Source organism: Mesorhizobium sp. BR-1-1-10 (assembly GCF_020165595.1).
Taxonomy (GTDB): domain Bacteria; phylum Pseudomonadota; class Alphaproteobacteria; order Rhizobiales; family Rhizobiaceae; genus Mesorhizobium; species Mesorhizobium australicum.
The window spans coordinates 200786-223080 of sequence record NZ_JAIUIL010000009.1; the positions used below are offsets into that span (position 1 = coordinate 200786).

Genomic DNA, 22295 nt, shown 5'->3' on the forward strand with positions numbered 1-22295 from the left:
AATGCTGATCGGGATTCCGGCGCTGCTTGGTCCGGAGCTTCTGGCGACGTTGCGCGCCATGGGCCATGGTGACGAGATTGCCGTGGTCGACGGGAACTATCCGGCACAGGAGCAGGCAAGGCGCCTCATCAGGACCGATGGCCACGCCCTCATGCCCGTACTCGACGCGATACTGACGCTGCTTCCGGTCGACGATGTCGTGCCGGAGGCGCTGTTTCGCGCCTCGGTGAAAGGCGATCCGTCGCTTGCCGACCCCGTCCATCGTGAAATGGAGGCGATCTGCGCCAAACGCGCGCCTGGCCGCAAGGTGGTTGCACTGGCCGGCGCCGACTTCTATGCACGGGTCAAATCGGCGCATGCCATCGTCGCGACAAGCGAGCCGCGGCTTTACGCCAATATCATCATCCGCAAGGGCGTGATCTATCCGCCGGAGACCGAGAAGCCATGATCCTCTGCTGCGGCGAAGCCCTGATCGACATGCTGCCGCGCACCACTACGGAGAATGAGCCGGCTTTTGCCCCCTATGTCGGCGGCGCTGTCTTCAACACAGCGATCGCGCTCGGCCGCTTGGGCGCGCCGGCCGGCTTTTTCTCGGGCCTGTCGTCGGACCTGTTCGGCGGTCAGTTCAGGGACGCGTTGGGGGCGAGCAAGGTCAGTTCCACCTACGCGCACACCTCGCCCCGACCGACGACCCTGGCCTTCGTGCGGCTGAACAATGGCCAGGCGACCTACACCTTCTATGACGAGAACACGGCCGGGCGCATGCTGACCATCGAAGACCTGCCGCAACTCGGCAGCGAGATCGAGGCCATGCTGTTCGGCGCCATCAGCCTGATCTCGGAGCCGGCTGGGTCGGCCTATGAGGAATTCATGCAGCGCGAGCATGAGGCCCGCGTGATGATGCTCGATCCCAACATCCGGCCGAACTTCATTCCCGACAAGGCCAAGCACCTCAGGCGCATCCGGGAGATGATGGCGATGGCCGACATCGTCAAACTGTCGGACGAAGATCTCCACTGGTTCGGCGAAGCCGGCTCGCACGAGGATGTCGTGCGCAATTGGCTCGACCGCGGCCCGAAGCTGATCGTCGTCACGCATGGCAGCGAGGGTGCCGTTGGCTACAGCAAACAGCATCGTGTCACCGTCATGCCGGAGGCAGTGAAGGTGGTGGACACCGTCGGCGCCGGAGACACGTTCAACGCCGGCATCCTTGCCTCCCTGCATGAGCAAGGCCTGTTGACGAAGGCGGCCATCTCCAGCCTGTCCGAAGACGCCATCCGCAAAGCATTGACGCTCGGCGCCAAGGCGGCGGCAGTGACGGTATCACGAGCCGGCGCCAATCCCCCGTGGCGGCACGAGATCGGCTGATCGGCTCTCCAGCGCGATCACTTTATGTTTCCAGGCGCCGGAAAACCTCGATAAGAATGGGCTGAATTGCACCGCCAAGCCCGGATTCCCGGCTTTGTGGGACAATATACCGGCAAAACGTGGTAACGGGCTGCGACACTTGCACCAAGTCCCCGATCCGCAGCCGGCTTTTTCAGCCGCGCCAAGTCTGGTACCAGCGGGCCGGTTATTGGCAGGTATTGAGGCCGACATGCAATTCATCGATCTTGGCGCGCAGCGCGAACGAATCCGCGACCGGCTGAAAGCCGCGATCGACCACGTGGTCGAGGATGGCCGCTACATCCTTGGCCCGCAGGTCGCCGAATTCGAGAAGAAGCTCGCCGCCTATGTCGGCGTCAAGCATGTGATTGCCTGCGCCAACGGCACCGACGCACTGCTTTTGCCGCTGTTCGCCGCCGGCATCGGCCCGGGTGACGCGGTGTTCGTGCCGAGCTTCACCTTCGCCGCCACGGCGGAAGTGGTGGCGCTGGCCAAGGCCGAGCCGGTTTTCGTCGATGTCGATCCGACAACCTACAACATCGACATCGCCAGCCTCGAGGCGGCGATCGCGGCCATCAAGAAGGAAGGTCGACTGAAGCCTAAGGCGATCATCCCCGTCGACCTGTTCGGTCTTGCCGCCGACTATGAGGGGCTCATGACTATTGCCAATCGCGAAGGCTTATTGGTGATCGAGGACGCAGCCCAGTCCATGGGGGGCTCGCTCGAAGGCAGGATGTGCGGCGCGTTCGGCCATGTCGGCTCGACCAGCTTCTATCCGGCCAAGCCGCTCGGCTGCTATGGCGACGGCGGCGCGATATTCACCAATGATGACGCGCTGGCCGACGCGCTCAGATCCTTCGCCTTCCACGGCAAGGGCGAGACGCAGTACGACAACATCCGCGTCGGCATCAATTCACGGCTCGACACGCTGCAGGCGGCGATCCTGCTCGAGAAGCTCGCCATCCTCGAGGAAGAAATGGTGGCGCGGCAGGTGGTGGCCCAACGCTACGCTGAAGGCCTTGGTGACATCGTCACCGCAGCCCGCAACCTGGGTGGCAGCCGCTCGGCCTGGGCGCAATATGCGATCGAAACGCCGAAACGCGACGGGCTTAAAGCGCATTTGAGCGAAAAGGGCATTCCGTCCGTCATCTACTACGTCAAGCCGCTGCATGAGCAGATCGCCTATCGCGACTACCCGCGCACGCCGACCGGTCTTGCCGTTTCGGAGGACCTGCCGAAACGCATCCTGTGCCTGCCGATGCACCCCTATCTCAGCGAGGCCGACCAGGACCGGATCATCGAAACGATCCGCAATTATATCGGCTCGAATTCGGCGCAGGCCGCGGCCGAATAGGCGTCGGGCACGGATACCCGACCGACACCTCCTTGGCATAGAGCGACGACGGCGCAGGCCGTGCGCTTCGCCCGTTATTTTGAGAAGGCCGCCGCGTGTCTTGTGGTCCCGTCTTCCATTCCCGATCGGGTCATGGAACGGCACTGCACTATGCAGATCCCCGCCGCGAAGACCAAAGTGCCCAGCACCCATGACAACCAGATCCGATGGTCGACCGAGAGTTCGACGACAGCTATGATCAGGTAGCAGCTGGCTATGAAATGGCAGGGGCCGCTCAAACCGCCGATCATTCTTATGATCGCCGCCAGGAGCACCCCATACACGATGATGCCCAGCGCTCCCAGTTCGTACCACAAATCGAATACGATATTATGTGCGCTTGGGAGATCCGCCTGCGCATAATATGTCGGACTCACGACAACCCCGGCCGCGTTTCTGATCGTATTGGCGCCATGGCCGAGGATCGGCTGGTCCGCGATGCGGGGCGAAATCATCTGCCATAGATCAAGCCGCGCTGCGAAGGTTCCTGGATAGAAAGCCAGCCATCCCGTTGTTTTGAGGTAGGCGAACAGCGGCGCGACGACGAAGGGGGCAATCAGGGCAAGAGACAAATAGACGGCGAAAAATCCAACCAAAACGTGCTGGCGGTATTTCGCGGGCATGACAAACATCACCGCCACGAGGACAATCGCCAGATTGACGCCGGTCGATCGGCCGTAGAGCAATGTCAGAACGGCAAAGAGAGCCGCAAGCCCTTTCCAGACCAGCCTCGGCTGGGCAAGAAATATGACGGCAAAAAAAGCTCCGTACACCGTGATCTTGTGAAGGGTGAAAACGTTCTCCACAAAGCGTGGATCTTCGGTCAGAAACGCAAAATACAGTTCCCAGCCCATCACCGATACGACGCCGATCAACATGCCGGCCAATGACACCCGCGCGAGCCGCTCGCGTTGAGCGCTGGCAAGCGCGAGGACGCCCTGAAACAGCAGGATAGCGGCGATCGAGTAGCCAAACACGCCCCTCGCCGCCATGAGAGAGCGGCTCGCATCGACCGACCACAGGGCGCTCGCAAGGACAAAGCCTGACAAGACAGCGAGAGCAATTGCAAGGCCTATCGTGCCTTTTCCAAAATGCGCACGCTTCGTCAAAAGGGCGAGAGCGCCCATGAGTGCCCCGACAAGCGCCAAGACCGTTGGAGACATTTCGACGAAGGCGAAAAGGGCGGGAGAGAGGGCGTAGAGGCCCAGCAACATCCTGAAGACTATTTCATCACGATTGCTGGTCCATGCGGGAAAGCCGCCCAAAATGACGGCATGGCATTTCTGAAACAAGGACATTCACTTACCGACTCAGGGGACGTCGACAAAGGATAGGCCATCGACGAGGGCTTTTCACCTACGTCCGATACGTCCCTGGATTGCAGCCTCGCCGCTGGCGATGAAATGCGGATTGGCGAAGTCCGCGTCATCGGCCTGGTTGCGCTTGCCATAGGTCAAGGGCTTGCCGTCCAGCGTCCGCGTCGTGCCGCCGGCGGCACGCAGCACCGCGTCACCCGCAGCGGTGTCCCATTCCATGGTGCGACCGAACCGCGGATAAACATCCGCCTCGGCATTGGCGAGGAGGCAGAATTTCAGTGACGAACCGACCGAGACGATCTCGGCGGCACCAAGGTCGCGAATATAGGCTTCGGTTTCCGGCGTGTTGTGCGAGCGGCTGGCAACCACGGCCAGCGGCGTCGCGGCCGTTCTCACCGAAATCGGCCGGCGGGAAACGATCTGGTAGTCGCCATCGACTTCGAGGGCTTCCGCCCTGCCCGGTCGCCCGGAAAAAAACCGGCCGCTGCAGGGTGCGAAGACAACGCCGACTTCCGGCACGCCATGGCGGACAAGCGCGATGTTGACGGTGAAGTCGGTGCGCCGGTTGACGAATTCCTTGGTGCCATCAAGCGGATCAATGAGGAAGAAGGTCTCGCCAAGTTCGCCCGGCATGACGCCGGCCGCCGCTTCCTCCTCGGCCACGCAGGGAATATCGGGGAATGCGGCGCGCAGGCCTGCAAGAATGATCTTCTCGCTCTCGCGGTCCGCCTCGGTGACCGGCGAGGCGTCCGACTTGCGGTCGACCGCGCACCCGGCGTGGAATACGCGCATCACCTCGCGCCCGGCCGCTAGCGCCAGCCGCTCGAAGATTTCAAGCATCGACGTGTCGTCAGATACCGCCGCCATTGTCATATTGGTCTTCGGCAATGTCACGCTCGTTCAGCCAGTGTTCCAGGGCATCTACCATCTCTTCAGCCGATCTGCCGAGCGTCTCTAGATGGATCTCCGGTTTCTCCGGTGCTTCGTAAGGCGAATCGACACCGGTGAAATTCTTGATCTCGCCATTCAGCGCGCGGGCATAGAGGCCCTTCGGATCACGCCTGGCGCATTCCTCGAAAGGCGTATCGACAAACACCTCGATGAACTCGCCATCGGCCATCAATTCCCTGGCCATCCGCCGCTCGGCGCTGAACGGGGAAATGAAGGAGACAATGACGATCAGCCCGGCGTCGGCCATCAGCTTGGCAACTTCGGCGACGCGGCGAATGTTCTCGACGCGATCGGCATCGGTGAATCCAAGGTCGCGGTTGAGACCGTGGCGGACATTGTCGCCATCGAGAATGTAGGTATGACGCCCAGTGGCGAAAAGCTTCTTCTCGAACAGGTTGGCGATGGTCGACTTGCCGGAGCCCGAAAGCCCCGTGAACCAGAACACGGCGGGCCGCTGGTTCTTCATGTCGGCACGCACGCGCTTGCCGACATCAAGCGATTGCCAATGGATGTTTTCGGCGCGGCGCAGCGAGTGCACGATCATGCCTGCGCCAACCGTGGCGTTGCTGATGCGATCGATCAGGATAAAGGCGCCAGTGGTCCGGTTCTCGCCAAACGGATCGAAGGCAATCGGCGCCCGGGTCGAAATGTTGCAGATACCGACTTCATTCATTTCAAGCGACTTGGCCGCCTCATGCGCAAAGTCGTTGACATTGATGCGGTACTTCAAGTCGGTGACGGTGGCGCTGGTCTGATCGGTCTCGGTGCGCAGGATATAGGAACGGCCCGGCAACAGCGCATGCTCGTCGAACCAGACGATGTTGGCGGCGAACTGGTCGGCGACCTGCGGCCGTGCGGACGGCGAAACCAGCATGTTGCCCCTGGAAACCTCGACCTCGTCGTCGAGAACGAGCGTGATGGCCTGGCCGGCCACCGCCTGTTTGAGATCGCCGCCATAGGCGACGATGCGTTTGACATGCGAGGACTTGCCCGACTTGGCGACCACGACCTCGTCGCCTTGCGCAATCATACCGGACGCGATGGTGCCGGCAAAACCGCGAAAATCGAGATTGGGGCGATTGACGTACTGAACCGGAAAGCGGAACGGCAGCTCGGCCGTGGCTGCGTCGACGGAGACGGTTTCGAGATGCTCGATCAATGTCGGGCCGGAATACCAATGCGTGTTTTCGGAGCGGCCGCTGACATTGTCGCCGTAGCGGGCCGACATCGGAATCGGCGCGATGGCCTGGAAGCCGAGATCGCGTGAGAACTGCCGGTAGTCCTCGACGATCCTGTTGAAGACCGCCTGATCAAAGCCGACGAGATCGATCTTGTTGACCGCCAGCACGATGTGGCGGATGCCGAGCAGCGAGGCAATGATCGAATGGCGCCGCGTCTGGCGCAGCACCCCCTGCCGGGCATCGATCAGCACGATCGCCAAGTCGGCGGTCGAAGCGCCTGTCGCCATGTTGCGGGTATATTGCTCGTGGCCGGGCGTGTCGGCGACGATGAACTTGCGCTTCGGCGTGGCAAAGAAGCGGTAGGCGACGTCGATGGTAATGCCTTGCTCGCGCTCCGCCTCGAGGCCGTCGACCAACAGCGCGAAGTCGACGTCGTCGCCCGTCGTGCCATGCTTGCGCGAATCGCGTTCAAGCGCGGCGAGCTGGTCCTCGAAAATCTGCTTGGTGTCGGAGAGCAGGCGTCCGATCAACGTCGACTTGCCATCATCCACCGAACCGCAGGTCAGGAAGCGCAGCAGCGACTTCTTCTCCTGCGCGGCCAGATAATCGCGGACGCCGTCCGTTGGAGCGAGGCTCTTTGCCATGATGTGGCGCATGGTCAGAAATACCCCTCGCGCTTCTTCTTTTCCATCGAACCGGCTTCATCGCGGTCGATCAATCGACCCTGCCGTTCGGAGGTGCGTGCCGTCAGCATCTCGCCAACGATGGCTTCAAGTGTGTCGGCGTCGGATTCGATGGCGCCGGTCAGCGGATAACAGCCAAGCGTACGGAATCGCACCAACCTGTCCTCCACGACCTCGCCGGGCAGTAGCTTCATGCGATCATCATCCTTGAGGATCAGCATGCCATCACGTTCGACAACCGGCCGCCGCTTGGCGAAATAGAGCGGCACGATCGGGATGTTTTCCTGCAGAATGTACTGCCAGATGTCGAGCTCGGTCCAGTTCGACAGCGGGAAGACGCGGATCGATTCACCCTGCGCGATACGTGTGTTGAATATCTTCCACATTTCGGGCCGCTGGTTCTTCGGATCCCACACATGCTGGGCATTGCGGAAAGAGAAGATGCGCTCCTTGGCGCGCGACTTTTCCTCGTCGCGGCGGGCGCCGCCAAAGGCAGCGTCGAAGCCGTATTTGTCGAGCGCCTGGCGCAGCGCCACGGTTTTCATCACATGAGTGTGGGTGTTCGAGCCGTGATCGAACGGATTGATGTTGTCGCGCACGCCATCTTCGTTGACATGAACCAGAAGATCGAAACCCAGCTTCTTCGCCATCTGATCGCGAAATGCGATCATCTCGCGAAATTTCCAGGTGGTGTCGACGTGAAGAAACGGGAATGGCGGCTTGGCCGGATAGAACGCCTTCATCGCCAGATGCATCAGCACCGACGAATCCTTGCCGACGGAATAGAGCATGACCGGCTTGGTGAAGGCTGCCGCGACCTCGCGGAATATGTGAATGGACTCGGCTTCAAGCCGCTGCAGATGCGTAAGCGCTGGTATCATGGACCGTGAGCGTTCTCTCATGCCTTGCAACAGAAGATCCTGCGTCAAATCATCGAGCCTTTTGCGCCCGGTTCAAAGCTTCGCTTCTGGACAAGTGTTTCGTGCGGGCGTTCTAGCAGATCGTCGCGGCCCAGAACAATGCAGGACGAGCCCGACAGCCATTCGTTCGGGAATGAATTTTCCACGGTTGCGACAAAACCCGGAAATTTCTGCTTGGAGAGCTTCCAGCCGTGAAAAGGCTGGAAAAATATTGCCTGCGAGATCGCTGGGGATGCTTCAGGGTCAACCGGTGCCGACCGCAGGTTTCGATCAGGGCGCACTATCGAAACAGCGGCACAGCCGCTATACGCTTTTTGAGAGAGGGCAAGATGCATTATGAATGGGCAATTTCGAGGTAAGCATGTTGGGGTTTCACCGAACACGATGTGCCGCATAAATTTTCTCGAGAATAGCGGGTCCGGAAATTGAACCGGCTTTCATTCATAAGGCAGCAAATCACGCCTTCGCGGATCAATGTCTACTTCTCCATTCTCTGCTTCTTTTCTCCCCCGATCCTGGGATCGGCGGTCAGCTTCGTGTTCAACGGCGGCGGACTATGGTCCGTCCTGTTGATCGCCTTGAAGAGAAGGCACTTCAATGTCGACCGGGCGATGATGGCGCTAACGATCGCGATCTACGCCTATTGCGCAAGCAATGTCCTGGCGTCCATCGTCAACCACGCGATCGTCAAGGACGCACGGCATCTTGTCCCGCTGATCACCTTTCTGTTTTTTCCCATTTCCTATTCGACCTGGAGCACTACGCAAAAAACAACGCTCGTCCGCATCATTGTGTTGGCCAGCATGGCGGCTTGTTTCGGAGCGCTGCTGCTGGCGGTTTATCAGCAATATCGACTTGGTATGCGCGCCGAGGGTGGGGCGGGGAATGCGATCGTTTTTGCTGAGGTCCTCTGCCTTGCGGTGGTGATCTGCGTGGCCGCTGCCCTATCCGGTATAGAGAAATACAGGATCGCCCTCGCCTGCGCCGCACTCGGCGGAACGATCGCCATCATCTACTCCGGTACGCGCATCGTCTGGCTGGCACTGCTGATTGTCGGTGTCGCCGTTCTGTTGATCAACCAGCAGAAGCTAAGAGGGAGAGATGCCGTTCGCGTGCTTTTGCTGCTGGCCGCGATTGCGGTCGCTATCGCGTTTTTCGGGTTCCAGACGATAGCGGGGCGCGTCGCATTTCTGCACTCCGACTGGGATGCGCTGGCGGCCCATGGTGACCACACGACTGCTTTGGGACTACGCGTCGCGCTTTGGGATATCGGCCTGAAGGCATTTCATGAGATGCCATTGTTTGGACATGGGGTGGGTGCCACCCGGCTCTTGATCAAGCAGGGCTTTCAGGATCAGTTCGGGATGGATGCAGGTTTCAGTCATTTCCACAACGGCTTCCTGACCGCCTTGGTACAAGCGGGAATCTTGGGTGCGGTGACGCTGGCGGCGATCTTTGTGGCTGCCGTCAGAAATGCAGCCCTGGTCCTCCGTGACAGCACCGATCCGATCGAACGGTTCGGCGCCACCATGATCGTCGCCGTCGTGATCACCTACCTGACTGCCGGCATGACGGGCATCCTGATCGGCCATGACATTCTTGACTCGGTCTTTATGGTCTTCCTGGTGTCGGGAACATATCTTGCCTGTGGCCGCCAGGCCGCGTTGGTGGAAAGGCAAGCCCTTCCACCAGTGGTGGGAGCCCAGGCGACGTCACCACCGAAAAGCCAAACCGTTCCACTGGTGACGGAAGCCATTCCATCAGACCTGGCACCTCCGCCAGCCGCCCGATAGCCGGTCCTGGCAAGACAATGAAAGTCCTGGTTACGGGCGCGACGGGTTTCATCGGCCGCCAGGTGGTCCATCGGCTTCGTGAGGCCGGTGTCGAACTTCGCCTTGCCTCCCGTCAGCCGGAGAGACTTGATGCCGGGCCCGACACGATGCAGATGCCGGGGTACGATGCACCTGCCGAGGCTTTCCTGGCGCTGACCAGGGATGTTACGGATGTCGTCCATTGCGCGGGTCTGAACAATGATCAGGGCAATGCCGCCGAAGCTGATTTTCGGGCAGCCAATGCGCAATTGAGCGCACGTCTGGCGCATGCCGCCGCCACGCAGGCAAGCGGACGGTTCATTCATCTTTCCTCGATCCGGGCCGTGATCGGCGCGCGTGCCAGCGCAACCATCGACGAAAACACGATCCCCGACCCACAAGACGCCTACGGGCGCTCGAAACGTGAAGCAGAAATCGCCGTGTTGGGCGCCTATGCCTCGCATGGCCGTGCCGACGCGGCCATATTGCGGCTGCCTCCAGTCTACGGGATCGGGATGAAAGGAAACCTGGCGACGCTGATGCGGCTCGCCGATACGGCTCTGCCGATGCCAACGGGCGCATTGACGGCGAACCGCTCGCTGCTATCATCGCAATCCGCGGCACGGACGGTGTGGCATCTGCTTTGCCATTCCGAGCCACTTCGTCCGATCTATCTCGCCAGCGACGAGCCGCCGGTGTCCGTCGCTGCCGTCATCGGTGCCTTTCGCCGCGGCTTGCGGAGGCCGACGCGCCTGATGACCGTGCCGGCTGGACCGATGCGGACAGCCGCCACACTGCTTGGCAAGCGGATGTTCTGGGACAGCCTGACGGCGACGCAAATATGCGACCCGTCGCTGCTTGTCTCGGAAGGCTGGGCGCCGGAACCCAGCACGCTGGAGCGGCTGACCGAGATAGCGCGGCTCCGAAACCCCCGACGTCCTGTTTGATCCCGGCCCAAAGACCGGTTCCGCTTCTGGAGCGGGGCTGCTCAGCCGCGATAAAGTGTTCCAAACAGGATCCGAAGGTCGAGCCAGAACGACGCGCTCCTGAGATAGGTGGCATCGGTTTCGGCCAGAAGTTGCGGGTTCGACATGTCGATGCCCCTGATCTGGGCCAAGCCTGTCATCCCGGGCAAAGCCTGCAAAACGCCCAGCCGCCTGCGGCATTCGATCAGTTCCGTCTGGGTCGGCAGGCAAGGACGCGGCCCGACCAGGCTCATTTCGCCGCGCAGGACATTCCACAGCTGCGGCAACTCGTCGAGCTTGAATTTCCGCAAGCCCCTTCCAACCGATGTCACGGCGCTCACCGGGGTTTCATGCGAGGGCAAGGATGGCGTTCCCTGGTACATCGTCCGCAACTTGTGGCAGCGAAAAAGCACACCTTCGCGGCCAATCCGCGTTTGTGAAAAAATCACCGGACCGGGCGAGGATACCCGGACGGCGACAATGGCCAGCAATAGAATGGGAGAGGTTGCCACCAGCAGCACAGCCGCACCGGCGAGATCGAAGATTTTCTTGGCTGTCTTCATGTGGCCGATAGGGCTCCCTGCCAGGGCTCTACGCGATAACCGCCAGCGATGCCCGTCAATCCGGCCGGCGTAGCACGAGGTCGCCTTCCCAACCAAGCGCGCCGCGCGGTCCTCGATTTCAGATACGACCCAGGACAAAGGCGAGATAGAGTCCAAGGGTGCCGGCAAAAGTCTGTCGATAGACGCCGCTTTTGCGCAGGGCGCCCAGGCGTTGGAAAAGGGAACCTCGCCGACCGTTCGCGAACAGGTCGAGGCACGCCACCGCATCCTTCGTAAGGAGATCGCGATTGACGGCAAGGCCGGCAAGATTGAGATCGGTCCAGTCCGCGAACTGGCCCTTGAACAGGCGACCCAGCCGGGAGATCCGCGCCTGCCACGATGCATTGGCGCCGACCAGATCAAGCACTCAAGATTATTTTCTGCACAGCCTAAGTCGCCTGCCCAGCCGTTTTCGGGATCACCTCTTGAGGCGTGGCCCCCCTCGCCTTCTTGGCGCGGTCAAGACCGGCAAGCGCGGCAAGCGAAGCTGCCTTGTTCTGGCTCTTCATCTCCTGCTGAAGCGCCGCAAGTGCTGTCTGGACATCCGACCACTGCGCGACATCGGTGCTCAGGCCGAAGATCTTGGCAATGCTGAGTTCCACCAGTTCCTCGTCCTCGCCGTGCAGGGTCTCGTGGAGCTTTTCGCCCGGGCGGATGCCTGTGAAGCGGATTGGAATGTCCGTATAGGGGCTTTTTCCCGCCATGCGGATCATCGTTTCGGCCACTTCGACGATCGGCACGGGCTTGCCCATGTCGAGCATGTAGACGGCGTAATCCTGGCCGGCCGGCCGCGAGGCGGCATCGGCCGCCGACATGATGACGAGATCGACGGCTTCGGCGACAGTCATGAAATAGCGCGTCATGCGCCGGTCGGTTATGGTGACCGGCCCGCCGGCCTCGATCTGCGCCTGGAATATGGTCGCCACCGAGCCATTGCTGCCGAAGACGTTGCCGAAGCGCACGGCGATGAACTTGGTGGAGGCGCGACGCCCGCCCGGTTCGCCGGCCGGCGTGCCGTGCAGGGCGCTGACGATCTGTTCGGCGGCCCGCTTGGTCATGCCGAGCACGGAGGTCGGATCGACGGCCTTGTCGCTCGAGACCATTACGAATTGCGCCACTCCGCATTTAGCCGCGACCTCGGCGCAGACAAGCGTGCCGAAGACGTTGGTCTGGATGGCCGATTCCCAATTCTCCTCCAGCAGCGGAACATGCTTCAACGCCGCTGCATGGAAGATGATGTCAGGTTTGAATTCCGTGACGACGCGCGTCATCTGGCGCCGGTCCGCGACATCGACGATGCGGACCTTGAGGCGATCATGATGCTTCTCGTCGATATACTGGCTCAACTGGAAGATGCCGAATTCGGAATTGTCGGCGACCAGCACGGCCTCGGCTCCAAGCTCCAGCGACCGCTTGACCAGCATTCGCCCGATGGAGCCGGCGCCTCCCGTGACCAGGACGCGCTTGCCGCCGACGAAGGCGCCGATGCGCTCGATGTCGGATGGCACAGTCGGGCGGCGCAGGATCGTTTCCATCTCGACGGCATCGAGAACGAGCTTTCCCTCCTGGCCCAGCTGCGAAAGGCCTGCGAACTGCACGACCGCTATGTCGGCGTGACGCGCGACACGGACCAGCTCCGAGTATTCCTCGATCTCATGCTCGGCGCCGCTGCCGAAGATCAGCAGATCGAGGCTTTTGGTGCCGCTCGCATAGTCCTCCAGGACATCGATTAGGCGCGGCCGGGTCGCCACCACCGGGACCCCTTGAATGCGCGTGCCGAGCGGCGCGCCATGCTCGGTGGCCATGATGCCGGCTATGGTATGATCGGGGGGTTGCGCCGTGCGCGTGAAACGAATGATCAGGTCGGCCTCGCCGAGCCGCCCGACGAACAGGGCCTGCTTGGTGCGCGCCGTGTCGGCTTTGCCGCTGAGGACACCCCAGCTCGCGCCGTCACGCAGGAAGCGGTAGAACAGCCGGGGCGCCGAGATGACGGTGAAGGAGACGAGCAGGAAGACGATGAACTGGCGCTCGTTGAGCCCCGCGACAGGCTGAAAGGAACGCACGAACAGTGAAACGGCGTAGAGGACGAATGTCAGTATCGCGCAGCTCTTCAGGATGTTGAAGAAATCAGGCGTCGAAGCGAAGCGCCAGACCGTGGTGTAGAGGCCGCAATATCTGAACAGCAGATGGCTGATGACCACGATGCCGGCCCAGGTGACAAGGCCCTCCGTGGAGAGCGCCCCAAAGGAAAGATCCGACCGCGACAGGACGAGGCTGAGCGCCACGGCGACCAGGACCATGACCACGTCCTGGACCATGATGAAGGCGCGCCGCATCTGAGGCCTGAGCCCGAACACAGCTTCTATATAGGATACCATTGGGCAGTACTGAACTCCGGACGTGAGAACTTCAACACCAATGCCGCGCCAGGTCGAATACCATTCGCCACCGGCCACCTATGTTAGCGCAAATTTCTCGGCCCCCGCCGCCTTTATCGCATAGCGTGGACTTGAAGCCATCGCCAGGGATTTTTTCACCGGCGTCTCATGAACGAGCGCGTTGATGAAGATATCATGTAACAGCGACTGGAAAAGTAGCTTCCGCTTATAAACACTGTCGCGCGACTCAGGTGGATTACAAGACCGGCCGAAAGATTGGAAATTTCGGCGGATTTGACGCCGCCTTTCTGGTCAACTACTCACGAAGTCTCGCCCAAGCCATTACCGACGCACTATTTGGAGAGCCCGAGGAACACTGGACGGCTGGCCAAACGATTTCCGGTTGACAGATGGGCGCACTGCAATATGACGGCCTTCCCCCACACTAGCCAAAGTGAAGTAATGAAATTTGGATCGAGTGGCCTTCGAGGCTTGGCTTCGGAACTGGTCGGCAAACCGAGTGGACTTTATACTGAAGCCTTCGCTTGGCGCCTAGCAGCAGGCGGGCTCCAGCCGAAGGCCAAGGTGTTCATAGGTCGCGACTTGCGCGATAGTAGCCCGACCATTGCAGCCAACTGCATGGCTGCCTTGGTGGTTGGTGGATTTCAACCGATCGATTGCGGTGCCATTCCAACACCAGCTTTGGCGTTGTATGCTCGGCAGCATGGCGCAGCGGCGCTTATGGTGACCGGTTCGCATATACCCGCTGACCGCAATGGCATCAAATTCTATAACCCGCAGGGTGAGATCAGCAAGGCCGATGAAGCCGCTATAGCACGCTATGCCGCGGAAAGGTCAGACGCTTATAACGCCCCGCCGGCAATAGGAACGGCTTTGCCAGGACATCATGACCAGGCGATTACCGCCTATCGCGCGCGCGCTGACGACATCCTGGAGCCTGGATCCCTTTCAGGCATGAGGCTCGGCGTCTATCAGCACAGTTCGGTCGCGGCGGACCTTCTCGTGAAGGTTCTCCAATCTTTTGGCGCCCATGTGATACCTGTCGGGAAATCCGATACCTTCGTACCTGTCGACACCGAAGCCGTTGACCCGACCACAATTGCAAAGTTCAAGGGTTGGGCTCGAGAATTCAAGCTCGACGCCATCGTGTCGGCCGACGCCGATGCCGATCGACCACTTATCGCCGACGAGAATGGCGATCTGTTTCGTGGCGACCTGATCGGCCTCGCCACGGCCTTGTTCTTGCGGGCTGATAGCGTAGTGACGCCCGTGACCTCCAACTCAGGCATTTCGGAAGCTTTCGGTTTTACGGTTCTGAGGACAAAGGTGGGATCTCCATTTGTCGTTGAAGCCATGGAAGCTTCCTACCATCCCGAAAAAACCGTCATTGGCTTCGAGGCTAATGGTGGCGTTCTCCTGGGGGCGGACTGTTCACTTCACGGAAAAACGTTGACGGCATTGCCGACACGAGATTCCCTGCTCCCCATCCTCGCCGTTCTCGGTATGGTCGCGTCGACAGGAAAATCCCTGTCGCGTTTGCGCGAACTGTGGAATCTTCCCGCCTGCGCAAGCGAACGTCTCGAAAATTTTCCGGTGGAGAGTTCCCGCAGCTTGATGCGCCGGCTTGCGGACCGGGATGCACTGCAGCGATTTCTGGCGCCGTTCGGGACCGTTGCCGACGTCGACGAGACTGACGGGCTAAGGACAAAAATGGAAACCGGCGAGATCATCCATCTGCGGCCGTCCGGCAACGCGCCGGAGCTTCGCTGTTATTCAGAGGCTATGGACCCAAGCAGAGCGACAGCGATCGTGGCGCTGACGCTCGAAAGAGCGCGGGCAATCACATCCACAAACGAAGCAGAGGTCGCGTAATGAAAGTGGTTCCCGTCATCATCAGCGGTGGAGCCGGATCGCGACTATGGCCCGCCTCGAGGCAATCGCACCCCAAACCTTTCCTCAAAGTGGCTGACGGACATTCTCTTATTCAGCACACAGTGTTGCGCGCAGCTTCGATAGAGCATGTCGTGGAACTCGTCGTGGTAACGTCCGGAGAACACCTGTTCCTGACGAAAGACGATTTCGACGAACTGGATTCCGTGATGTTGCCGCGCACATTTCTGCTCGAACCGGAAGGCCGCGATACGGCCGCCGCGGTGGCGGCGGCCGCTATCCATGCCAAGGCAACGCAGGGTCCTGAGGTGATTCTGTGTGTCTTCCCGGCGGATCACATGATTGGCAACCTGCCTGCTTTTCTGGCCGTGATGGGCCGGGCCATCGAACACGCGCAGCTGGGGCGGATCGCCACATTGGGCATCAGCCCGACCAGACCGGACACTGCATTCGGTTATATCGAAGCGGATGGTGAGAAAGTCGTCCGTTTCGTTGAAAAACCTGATCTCGAGACGGCCAAGGCCTATGTCGCATCCAAGCGCTTCTTCTGGAACGGCGGCATCTTCTGCTTCAGCGCACAAACCATGCTCGACGAAATGGCTTTGCATTGTCCCGCGGTGATCCAGGCTGTCTCCGACAGCTATGAGAACGGCCACTTCAGTCAAGGCGAAGGCTTTGCCAAGATCGAACTCGCGCCCGAGCACTTTGGCTCCGCCCCGCGAGTCTCGCTTGACCACGCGGTCATGGAGAAGACAAACAATCTTGCCGTGGTTCCCTGTGACATGGATTGGAACGACATCGGGTCGTGGAACGCAATGGCCGACCTGATCGCTCCCGATGCAAGCGGGAACAGGATACGCGGCGATGTTCACATGATCGACACGACCGGTAGCTATGTGAGCTCCGATAAGCGCGTCATCGGCACGGTCGGCGTCAGCGACCTGGTGATCGTGGATTCCCCGGATGCGTTGCTTGTCGCATCCCGCGACCGTGTTCAGGACGTCAAGAAGCTGTTTGACGACCTCAAGGCTTCTGGACATGAAGCGCACCTGCTTCACAGCACGGTGCACCGCCCGTGGGGTACCTATACGGTTCTGGAGGAAGGCGAGCGCTTCAAGATCAAACGCATCGAGGTGAAGCCCGGTAGACGTTTGAGCCTGCAAATGCACTACCATCGTTCCGAGCACTGGGTCGTGGTCAGCGGCTCCGCGAAAATAGTCAATGGCGACCAGGAGCTGTTTCTGGCGACCAACGAATCGACCTACATCCCCTGCGGCCACAAACATCGGCTGGAAAACCCGGGAAGAATCGACCTGGTGATCATTGAAGTACAAAGCGGCGATTATCTCGGCGAGGATGACATCGTGCGCTTCGACGACGTATACGGCCGCGCCTGACAACCGGTTGGCTCGCTGTGCTTGGCGAGCAACCACTAGATAGAACCGAGAACATTGATGACAAAGAAAGCCTTGATTACCGGCATTACCGGGCAGGACGGCGCCTATCTGGCGGAACTCCTGCTTGCCAAAGGATATGAGGTTCACGGACTTGCGCGGCGTTCAAGCACCGCCGATGTGAACACCACGCGCCTGAAGTGGCTTGGCATTGAAAAAGATGTTCGGATCGTGGACGGAAACCTGACGGATTTGTCTGGTCTGGCTAGAACGATGCGCGACGTGAAGCCGGATGAGGTCTATAATCTTGCCGCTCAATCCTTCGTCAAATCGTCGTGGCAGCAGCCGATCCTGACCGGCAACGTGACCGGCATAGGCGTGACCAATGTGCTTGAGGCCATCCGCCTCGAATCGCCTGAAGCCCGTTTCTATCAGGCATCGTCCTCGGAGATGTACGGCCTTATCCAGGAACCGATGCAATCCGAGACGACACCTTTCCACCCACGCTCTCCATATGCGGTGGCGAAACTTTATGGCCATTGGATTACGATCAATTATCGTGAAAGTTTCGGTTTGCATGCCTCGAGCGGCATCCTGTTTAATCATGAATCCCCGCTTCGCGGCATTGAGTTCGTCACCCGCAAAGTCACTGACGCGGTCGCGCGCATCAAGAAGGGCATGGCAAAGGAATTGCGGCTCGGGAACATCGACGCCAAGCGTGATTGGGGTCATTCCAAGGACTATGTCCGCGCGATGTGGCTGATGGTGCAGCAGGACCAGCCGGATGATTACGTGATCGCGACAGGCAGGACGACGACTGTGCGCGACATGTGCCGGATTGCATTCGAGCACGTCGGGCTCAATGTTGACGATCACCTTGTCATCGACCCCGACTTGTTCAGGCCGGCGGAAGTCGAAATCCTGCTCGGCAATCCAGCCAAGGCAAAGGCGAAGCTGGGCTGGGAGGCGACGATCTCGCTGGAAGAGATGATCCGCGAAATGGTGGATGCGGATCTCGAACGCCACGCGAACCCAGCCAGACGTTAAGCTGGATGGGAACCGTTTTTGCCTCATGGTCGGTAATTTGAAGCATCGTATCCTGATTACCGGGGCAAGCGGATTTGTCGGCTCTGCGCTGTTGCGCCTCCTGGAACGGGAACACAGTTCCTGCGAGGTGTTCGCGTTTGGCCATGGCGAAGGCCAGCGAAATGCCATCGACCTGCTGGACCGGGATGCGGTCGACACCGCCGTGCGGGAGGTCCAGCCCACCTCGCTCATTCATTTGGCCGCGGTTGCAGCACCTTCCGATGCCCGCAACGCGCCGCGCCATGCCTGGAACGTCAACTTCACGGGAACGATGAACCTTGCCGAATCGGTGATGCGCCACGCGCCGAAGGCCCGGTTCGTCTACATTGGCAGTTCGGAAGCCTATGGGGCTTCGTTTGCGAGCGTGGCCGGCCCAGTGACGGAAACCGTGCCGCTTCAACCGATGACGGTCTACGGCGCCACCAAGGCGGCTGCGGACTTGATGATCGGGCAAATGGCCTATGACGGCCTGCGCGCGGTGCGCTTTCGCCCGTTCAACCATACCGGCCCTGGTCAGTCGGACGCCTATGTGGTTTCCGCCTTCGCGCGGCAGATTGCCGAGATCGTGTCGGGAAAAAGCGAGCCCGTCATTCACGTCGGAAATCTCGAAGCCGAGCGCGACTTCCTCGATGTTCGCGACGTGGTGCGCGCTTATGCGAGTGCGGCGCTTCTGGAGCTGGATGCCGGGCCCGACCATGTCTATAACATCGCATCAGGACGACCGCGGAGGATCCAGCATATACTGGACATGCTCATAGCGCAGTCGGGCATCAACATCGAGGTGCGTACCGACCCGGCCAAATTCCGCCCCAATGACATTCCCGTCATGTGCGGTGATGCGGCAAAAGCACACAATAGGCTGAATTGGACGCCTTTGGTGCCGTTCGAACAGACAATTGCCGACGTTTTCGGATATTGGCACCGGCTATGTAACGCCCGCTGACGGCAAGACGCAGCGCGCAAAGGGTCGATCACATGCTGCGAAGCTTATGGCACTACCGCCATTTCATCATTTCCTCCATCAGAGGCGACTTGAAGGGGCGTTTCGTGCGGTCGCGCCTGGGCGGCCTTTGGTTCATCCTTCACCCGCTTGCGCAGGCGCTCATCTTTTCCATCGTTCTTTCGGAGGTTCTCGAGGCACGACTTCCCGAAGCAAACAGTCCCGCAGCCTATCCCATCTATCTCCTCTCTGGCATGGCCGCATGGACGCTCTTCAGTGAGATCCTCACGCGGAGCATGACCGTTTTCATCGAGCAAGCACCCGTGATGAAGAAGATCGCATTTCCGCGTTTGTGCCTGCCTGTGATCGTAGGGGGAACGGCACTCATCAACCATCTGTTGCTGCTCGTCGCCCTGTTCGTCATCTTCATATTCCTCGGGCATGTTCCGGGCCGTGCTCTGATTTTGTTGCCGATTGGAATCATCTTGATCGCGGCGATCGGATTTGGCCTTGGCGTGATCCTCGGCGTGATGAATGTGTTCATTCGCGATGTCGCGCAGGTCATGACGATCCTACTGCAGCTCTGGTATTGGCTGACGCCGATCGTCTACCCGGCTAACGTAGTGCCCGAGAGATACAGTTTCATGATCAATTTCAATCCGATCGCACCGCTGGTGGCGCTCTATCAAGATGCGCTGCTGTTCAACCGCTGGCCCAGCCTTGAAAGCCTGATCATGCCGGCCATTCTGGGGCTGCTCAGCATGGTCTTCGCGATGATGTTTTTTCGCCGTGCAAGCCCCGAACTCGTCGACGTGCTGTAACCATGACCGTGCTTTCCGTCAGTCATTTGTCGAAACGCTATGCGAACTATGCCAGCAACCTCGAGAGGTTTGCCGGCTGGTTCGGAGCGCCGGTTACGCCGACGGAGGAATTCTGGCCAGTCAGGGACGTCTCGTTTTCCCTGTCCCACGGGGAAGCGCTTGGGCTGATCGGGCAGAACGGCGCCGGCAAGAGCACGCTTTTGAAGCTGATTACCGGCACTGTACGGCCAACGAAGGGTGCGGCAAGCGTCTCGGGCCGCATAAGCGCCATCCTGGAACTCGGGCTCGGCTTCAACCCGGAATTCACCGGGCGGCAGAACGCCTACCATGCCGGCGGGCTGATGGGTCTCTCGCAGGCGCGCCTGGCCGAACTCATGCCGCATATCGAGGACTTCGCAGAAATCGGCGACTTCTTCGACCAGCCGCTGCGAACCTACTCGAGCGGCATGCAGGCGCGCCTGGCCTTCGCGCTCGCCACAGCGGAACGGCCGGACGTGCTCATCGTCGACGAGGTGCTTTCGGTTGGCGACAGCTATTTCCAGCACAAGAGCTTTGACCGGATACGCAGTTTCAGGGCCGCAGGCACGTCGATCATTCTGGTCACTCACGGTTTGGGCGATGTCAGATCATTGTGTGATAGGGTGATTCTGCTGGACAAGGGACATGTGCTGAAGGATGGGCCGCCTGACGAGGTGGTCGATTACTATAACGCCCTGATCGCAACCAAAGAGAACGCGAGGCTGACCATCGAGCAACGGCGGGAAAAGGACAATTGGCTCTACAGCAGGAGTGGAACTAAGGCGGCCGCTGTTGAGTCGGTCGCGCTGATCGACGGCGAAAGTGGGAAGCCGATCAAAACCGCCATTTCAGGACAGAGCCTGACAATTCGAGCCCGGGTCGCTGCAAAAGAGGATATTTCGGAACTTGTCATCGGGTTCATGTTGAAAGATCGCGCCGGCCACACTGTTTGGGGAACCAATACGTGGCATACGGGTCAGGTGCTTTCAAATATTGCAGCAGGCAGCGGGTTCGAATGTAACCTGCACCTTGCCTGCGCCCTTGGCCAAGGCTCATACGGGCTTTCTATTTCGCTCCATACGGGAGATGTTCACATCGACAACAATTTCGACTGGATTGAAAATGTGGAGGTTTTCGACGTCATCAATTCAGACCGCCCCTTCTTTGTCGGGACGAGCCGCCTTGAGCACGCGTTCGAAATCGTCCGATGAAAAAGAATTTTGACGATCTGTACAAGGCCTTCGAGGACCGCTTTCGTGGGTCAAGGGAGCACGTTAAGGAGCGCCTCCAGATCTATCAGCCTTTGTTAGCGCAGGTGCCTCGGCAGGCCGAAGGACCGCCCCTTGCGATTGATCTCGGCTGCGGACGCGGCGAATGGCTGGAGATACTTGCAGAGTCCGGGCTGGAAGCGATAGGCGTGGACACCAATGCGCGAATGGCGCAGGAGGCCGCCGACAACGGCCTCAGAATAGAATTGCAGGACGCGCTTGAACATCTCGGGGGCAGGCCTAACAACAGCGTGGCGATCATTACAGCCTTTCACATGGTCGAGCATGTGCCGACCGATTATCTGATCGGTCTGCTAGACGAATGCCAGAGGGTGCTGGCCGAGGACGGCCTGCTGATCTTGGAAACGCCCAATCCCGAAAATATTTCGGTCAGCACCAATACCTTCCATTTGGACCCGACCCATAAAAGCCCCCTGCCGCCGGGCTTGCTTGAGTTCCTGGTGGGACAGGCCGGCTTTGCGGAGACGGCGATCCTGAGGCTGAACGGCGCGCCGATGATCGAGGCAGGCCCGATTGAGCGCAGCGTCCATCTCATGTTTGAGGGCGCAAGAGACTATGCGTGTTTAGCAAGAAAGGAGCATTCGAAATTCGGAACCGAGCCTCTCGCTGATTTTGTAAGGGCTATATCGCAAGAGACGCCCGCCGACCTTGCAAGTATTAAGGGTTGGCTTCATTCCGCTGACAACGAAATAGCCAGAAAATTAGCTGATGCAGATCACGCCCGACAGTTGCTCGAAAGCCTGATCGCACAGATGGAATTGATGGAGTCGGAACGGACTACACTTCGGGATATCACCGCTTCTTTGGAAAGTCGGTTAGAAATGCAAGGCGGCGAAATTGATCGGCTTAGCGTAAAAATGACCGGCGTCGACTCAACGATATCATTTATTCACAATGATATTGCCAATTTACAAAAGACGATACTAAGCAGAATTCACCGCCTTTTCCTTAGTGCCTTTAAATGATAAATACAAAATCAGTGTTCAGAGGACAATTGTGACTACGGGCATGGTTGGAACCGGTATATATAAATCTAACATCAATTTCGATCGTAATTCGCCTGGCGGTCGTATACTTGTTGACCTAAGCACCAGCTGGCGTCATCGGTCCTCTCCTCCTGTTGGAATAATTCGATGCGAGCACGAGGTTGCTAGGCATTTCCTTGCGACGTCTGCAGAGAGCGTAGTTTTTGGCTTTTATTCCGACGACGCGCAGCAATATAGCGAAATCTCACAAGATATCGTTGTCCA

The 22295-nt window shown here is 59.5% G+C and carries 20 protein-coding genes; 12 read left to right on the forward strand and 8 right to left on the reverse strand.

The annotated features are described in order from the left end of the window. Position 1 precedes the first annotated feature (1 nt). From LB555_RS20950 to LB555_RS20960, 3 genes are all read left to right on the forward strand, one after another. The gene (locus LB555_RS20950; RefSeq protein ID WP_015318696.1) at positions 2-448 is read left to right on the forward strand and encodes an RbsD/FucU family protein; all 447 of its coding nucleotides are present in this window, start codon (positions 2-4) and stop codon (positions 446-448) included. Continuing rightward, positions 445-1368 carry a carbohydrate kinase family protein gene (locus LB555_RS20955; RefSeq protein WP_140878456.1) on the forward strand — a complete coding sequence of 308 codons (924 nt, stop codon included), beginning with the start codon at positions 445-447 and terminating at the stop codon, positions 1366-1368. Before LB555_RS20950 ends, LB555_RS20955 begins: the two co-directional genes overlap by 4 nt. 229 nt (positions 1369-1597) lie before the next feature. Next, positions 1598-2740 carry a DegT/DnrJ/EryC1/StrS family aminotransferase gene (locus tag LB555_RS20960; RefSeq protein ID WP_224683645.1) on the forward strand — a complete coding sequence of 381 codons (1143 nt, stop codon included), beginning with the start codon at positions 1598-1600 and terminating at the stop codon, positions 2738-2740. Between the two features lie 74 nt (positions 2741-2814). Here the strand turns inward: LB555_RS20960 and LB555_RS20965 are convergent, their stop codons facing one another. From LB555_RS20965 to LB555_RS20985, 5 genes are read right to left on the reverse strand one after another with little or no spacing between them, the layout of a single operon-like run. After that, positions 2815-4077 carry an O-antigen ligase family protein gene (locus tag LB555_RS20965; RefSeq protein ID WP_224683646.1) on the reverse strand — a complete coding sequence of 421 codons (1263 nt, stop codon included), beginning with the start codon at positions 4075-4077 and terminating at the stop codon, positions 2815-2817. A 54-nt stretch (positions 4078-4131) separates the two neighbouring features. After that, positions 4132-4935 (reverse strand): 3'(2'),5'-bisphosphate nucleotidase CysQ, encoded by an 804-nt coding sequence (gene cysQ, locus LB555_RS20970; RefSeq protein ID WP_224598438.1) that lies wholly within the window; start codon positions 4933-4935, stop codon positions 4132-4134. A gap of 10 nt (positions 4936-4945) precedes the next feature. Next, positions 4946-6883, reverse strand: coding sequence for a sulfate adenylyltransferase subunit CysN (gene cysN, locus LB555_RS20975; RefSeq protein WP_224683647.1), 1938 nt, complete (start codon positions 6881-6883; stop codon positions 4946-4948). A 2-nt stretch (positions 6884-6885) separates the two neighbouring features. After that, positions 6886-7791: a sulfate adenylyltransferase subunit CysD gene (cysD, locus tag LB555_RS20980; RefSeq protein ID WP_015318702.1), complete on the reverse strand. Its 906-nt coding sequence runs from the start codon at positions 7789-7791 to the stop codon at positions 6886-6888. Between the two features lie 44 nt (positions 7792-7835). After that, the gene (locus LB555_RS20985; protein ID WP_157163665.1) at positions 7836-8225 is read right to left on the reverse strand and encodes a hypothetical protein; all 390 of its coding nucleotides are present in this window, start codon (positions 8223-8225) and stop codon (positions 7836-7838) included. A 30-nt stretch (positions 8226-8255) separates the two neighbouring features. Between LB555_RS20985 and LB555_RS20990 the strand changes: the two genes are divergently transcribed. Both LB555_RS20990 and LB555_RS20995 read left to right on the forward strand, forming a co-directional pair. Beyond that, a complete protein-coding gene (locus LB555_RS20990; protein ID WP_015318703.1) occupies positions 8256-9623 on the forward strand; it encodes an O-antigen ligase family protein in 1368 nt (455 codons plus the stop codon). 17 nt (positions 9624-9640) lie between these two features. Continuing rightward, positions 9641-10588 (forward strand): NAD-dependent epimerase/dehydratase family protein, encoded by a 948-nt coding sequence (locus LB555_RS20995; protein WP_224683648.1) that lies wholly within the window; start codon positions 9641-9643, stop codon positions 10586-10588. Between the two features lie 41 nt (positions 10589-10629). Here LB555_RS20995 and LB555_RS21000 read toward each other — a convergent pair whose 3' ends face one another. From LB555_RS21000 to LB555_RS21010, 3 genes are all read right to left on the reverse strand, one after another. Continuing rightward, positions 10630-11169 (reverse strand): sugar transferase, encoded by a 540-nt coding sequence (locus LB555_RS21000; protein ID WP_015318705.1) that lies wholly within the window; start codon positions 11167-11169, stop codon positions 10630-10632. A 118-nt stretch (positions 11170-11287) separates the two neighbouring features. Further along, entirely contained in the window at positions 11288-11575 is a 288-nt protein-coding gene (locus tag LB555_RS21005) for a hypothetical protein (RefSeq protein ID WP_023771497.1), read from the reverse strand. Positions 11576-11597: 22 nt separating this feature from the next. Continuing rightward, entirely contained in the window at positions 11598-13586 is a 1989-nt protein-coding gene (locus LB555_RS21010; RefSeq protein ID WP_041163495.1) for a UDP-N-acetylglucosamine 4,6-dehydratase, read from the reverse strand. Positions 13587-14048: 462 nt separating this feature from the next. Between LB555_RS21010 and LB555_RS21015 the strand changes: the two genes are divergently transcribed. The 7 genes from LB555_RS21015 to LB555_RS21045 are packed head-to-tail and all read left to right on the forward strand — an operon-like array spanning position 14049 to position 22010. Then, positions 14049-15479 carry a phosphomannomutase gene (locus LB555_RS21015; RefSeq protein WP_041163887.1) on the forward strand — a complete coding sequence of 477 codons (1431 nt, stop codon included), beginning with the start codon at positions 14049-14051 and terminating at the stop codon, positions 15477-15479. Next, the gene (locus LB555_RS21020; RefSeq protein ID WP_140717793.1) at positions 15479-16894 is read left to right on the forward strand and encodes a mannose-1-phosphate guanylyltransferase/mannose-6-phosphate isomerase; all 1416 of its coding nucleotides are present in this window, start codon (positions 15479-15481) and stop codon (positions 16892-16894) included. The genes LB555_RS21015 and LB555_RS21020 overlap by 1 nt, the downstream gene beginning before the upstream one ends. 57 nt (positions 16895-16951) lie before the next feature. Then, the gene (gene gmd, locus LB555_RS21025; RefSeq protein WP_140663224.1) at positions 16952-17938 is read left to right on the forward strand and encodes a GDP-mannose 4,6-dehydratase; all 987 of its coding nucleotides are present in this window, start codon (positions 16952-16954) and stop codon (positions 17936-17938) included. Between the two features lie 25 nt (positions 17939-17963). Continuing rightward, positions 17964-18920 (forward strand): GDP-mannose 4,6-dehydratase, encoded by a 957-nt coding sequence (locus tag LB555_RS21030; RefSeq protein ID WP_224683649.1) that lies wholly within the window; start codon positions 17964-17966, stop codon positions 18918-18920. A gap of 32 nt (positions 18921-18952) precedes the next feature. Continuing rightward, a complete protein-coding gene (locus LB555_RS21035; RefSeq protein ID WP_224683650.1) occupies positions 18953-19738 on the forward strand; it encodes an ABC transporter permease in 786 nt (261 codons plus the stop codon). A 2-nt stretch (positions 19739-19740) separates the two neighbouring features. Next, on the forward strand, positions 19741-20967 hold the full coding sequence (locus tag LB555_RS21040) for an ABC transporter ATP-binding protein (RefSeq protein WP_140663226.1): 1227 nt from the start codon (positions 19741-19743) through the stop codon (positions 20965-20967). After that, on the forward strand, positions 20964-22010 hold the full coding sequence (locus LB555_RS21045; protein WP_224683651.1) for a class I SAM-dependent methyltransferase: 1047 nt from the start codon (positions 20964-20966) through the stop codon (positions 22008-22010). The genes LB555_RS21040 and LB555_RS21045 overlap by 4 nt, the downstream gene beginning before the upstream one ends. Positions 22011-22295: the final 285 nt, after the last annotated feature.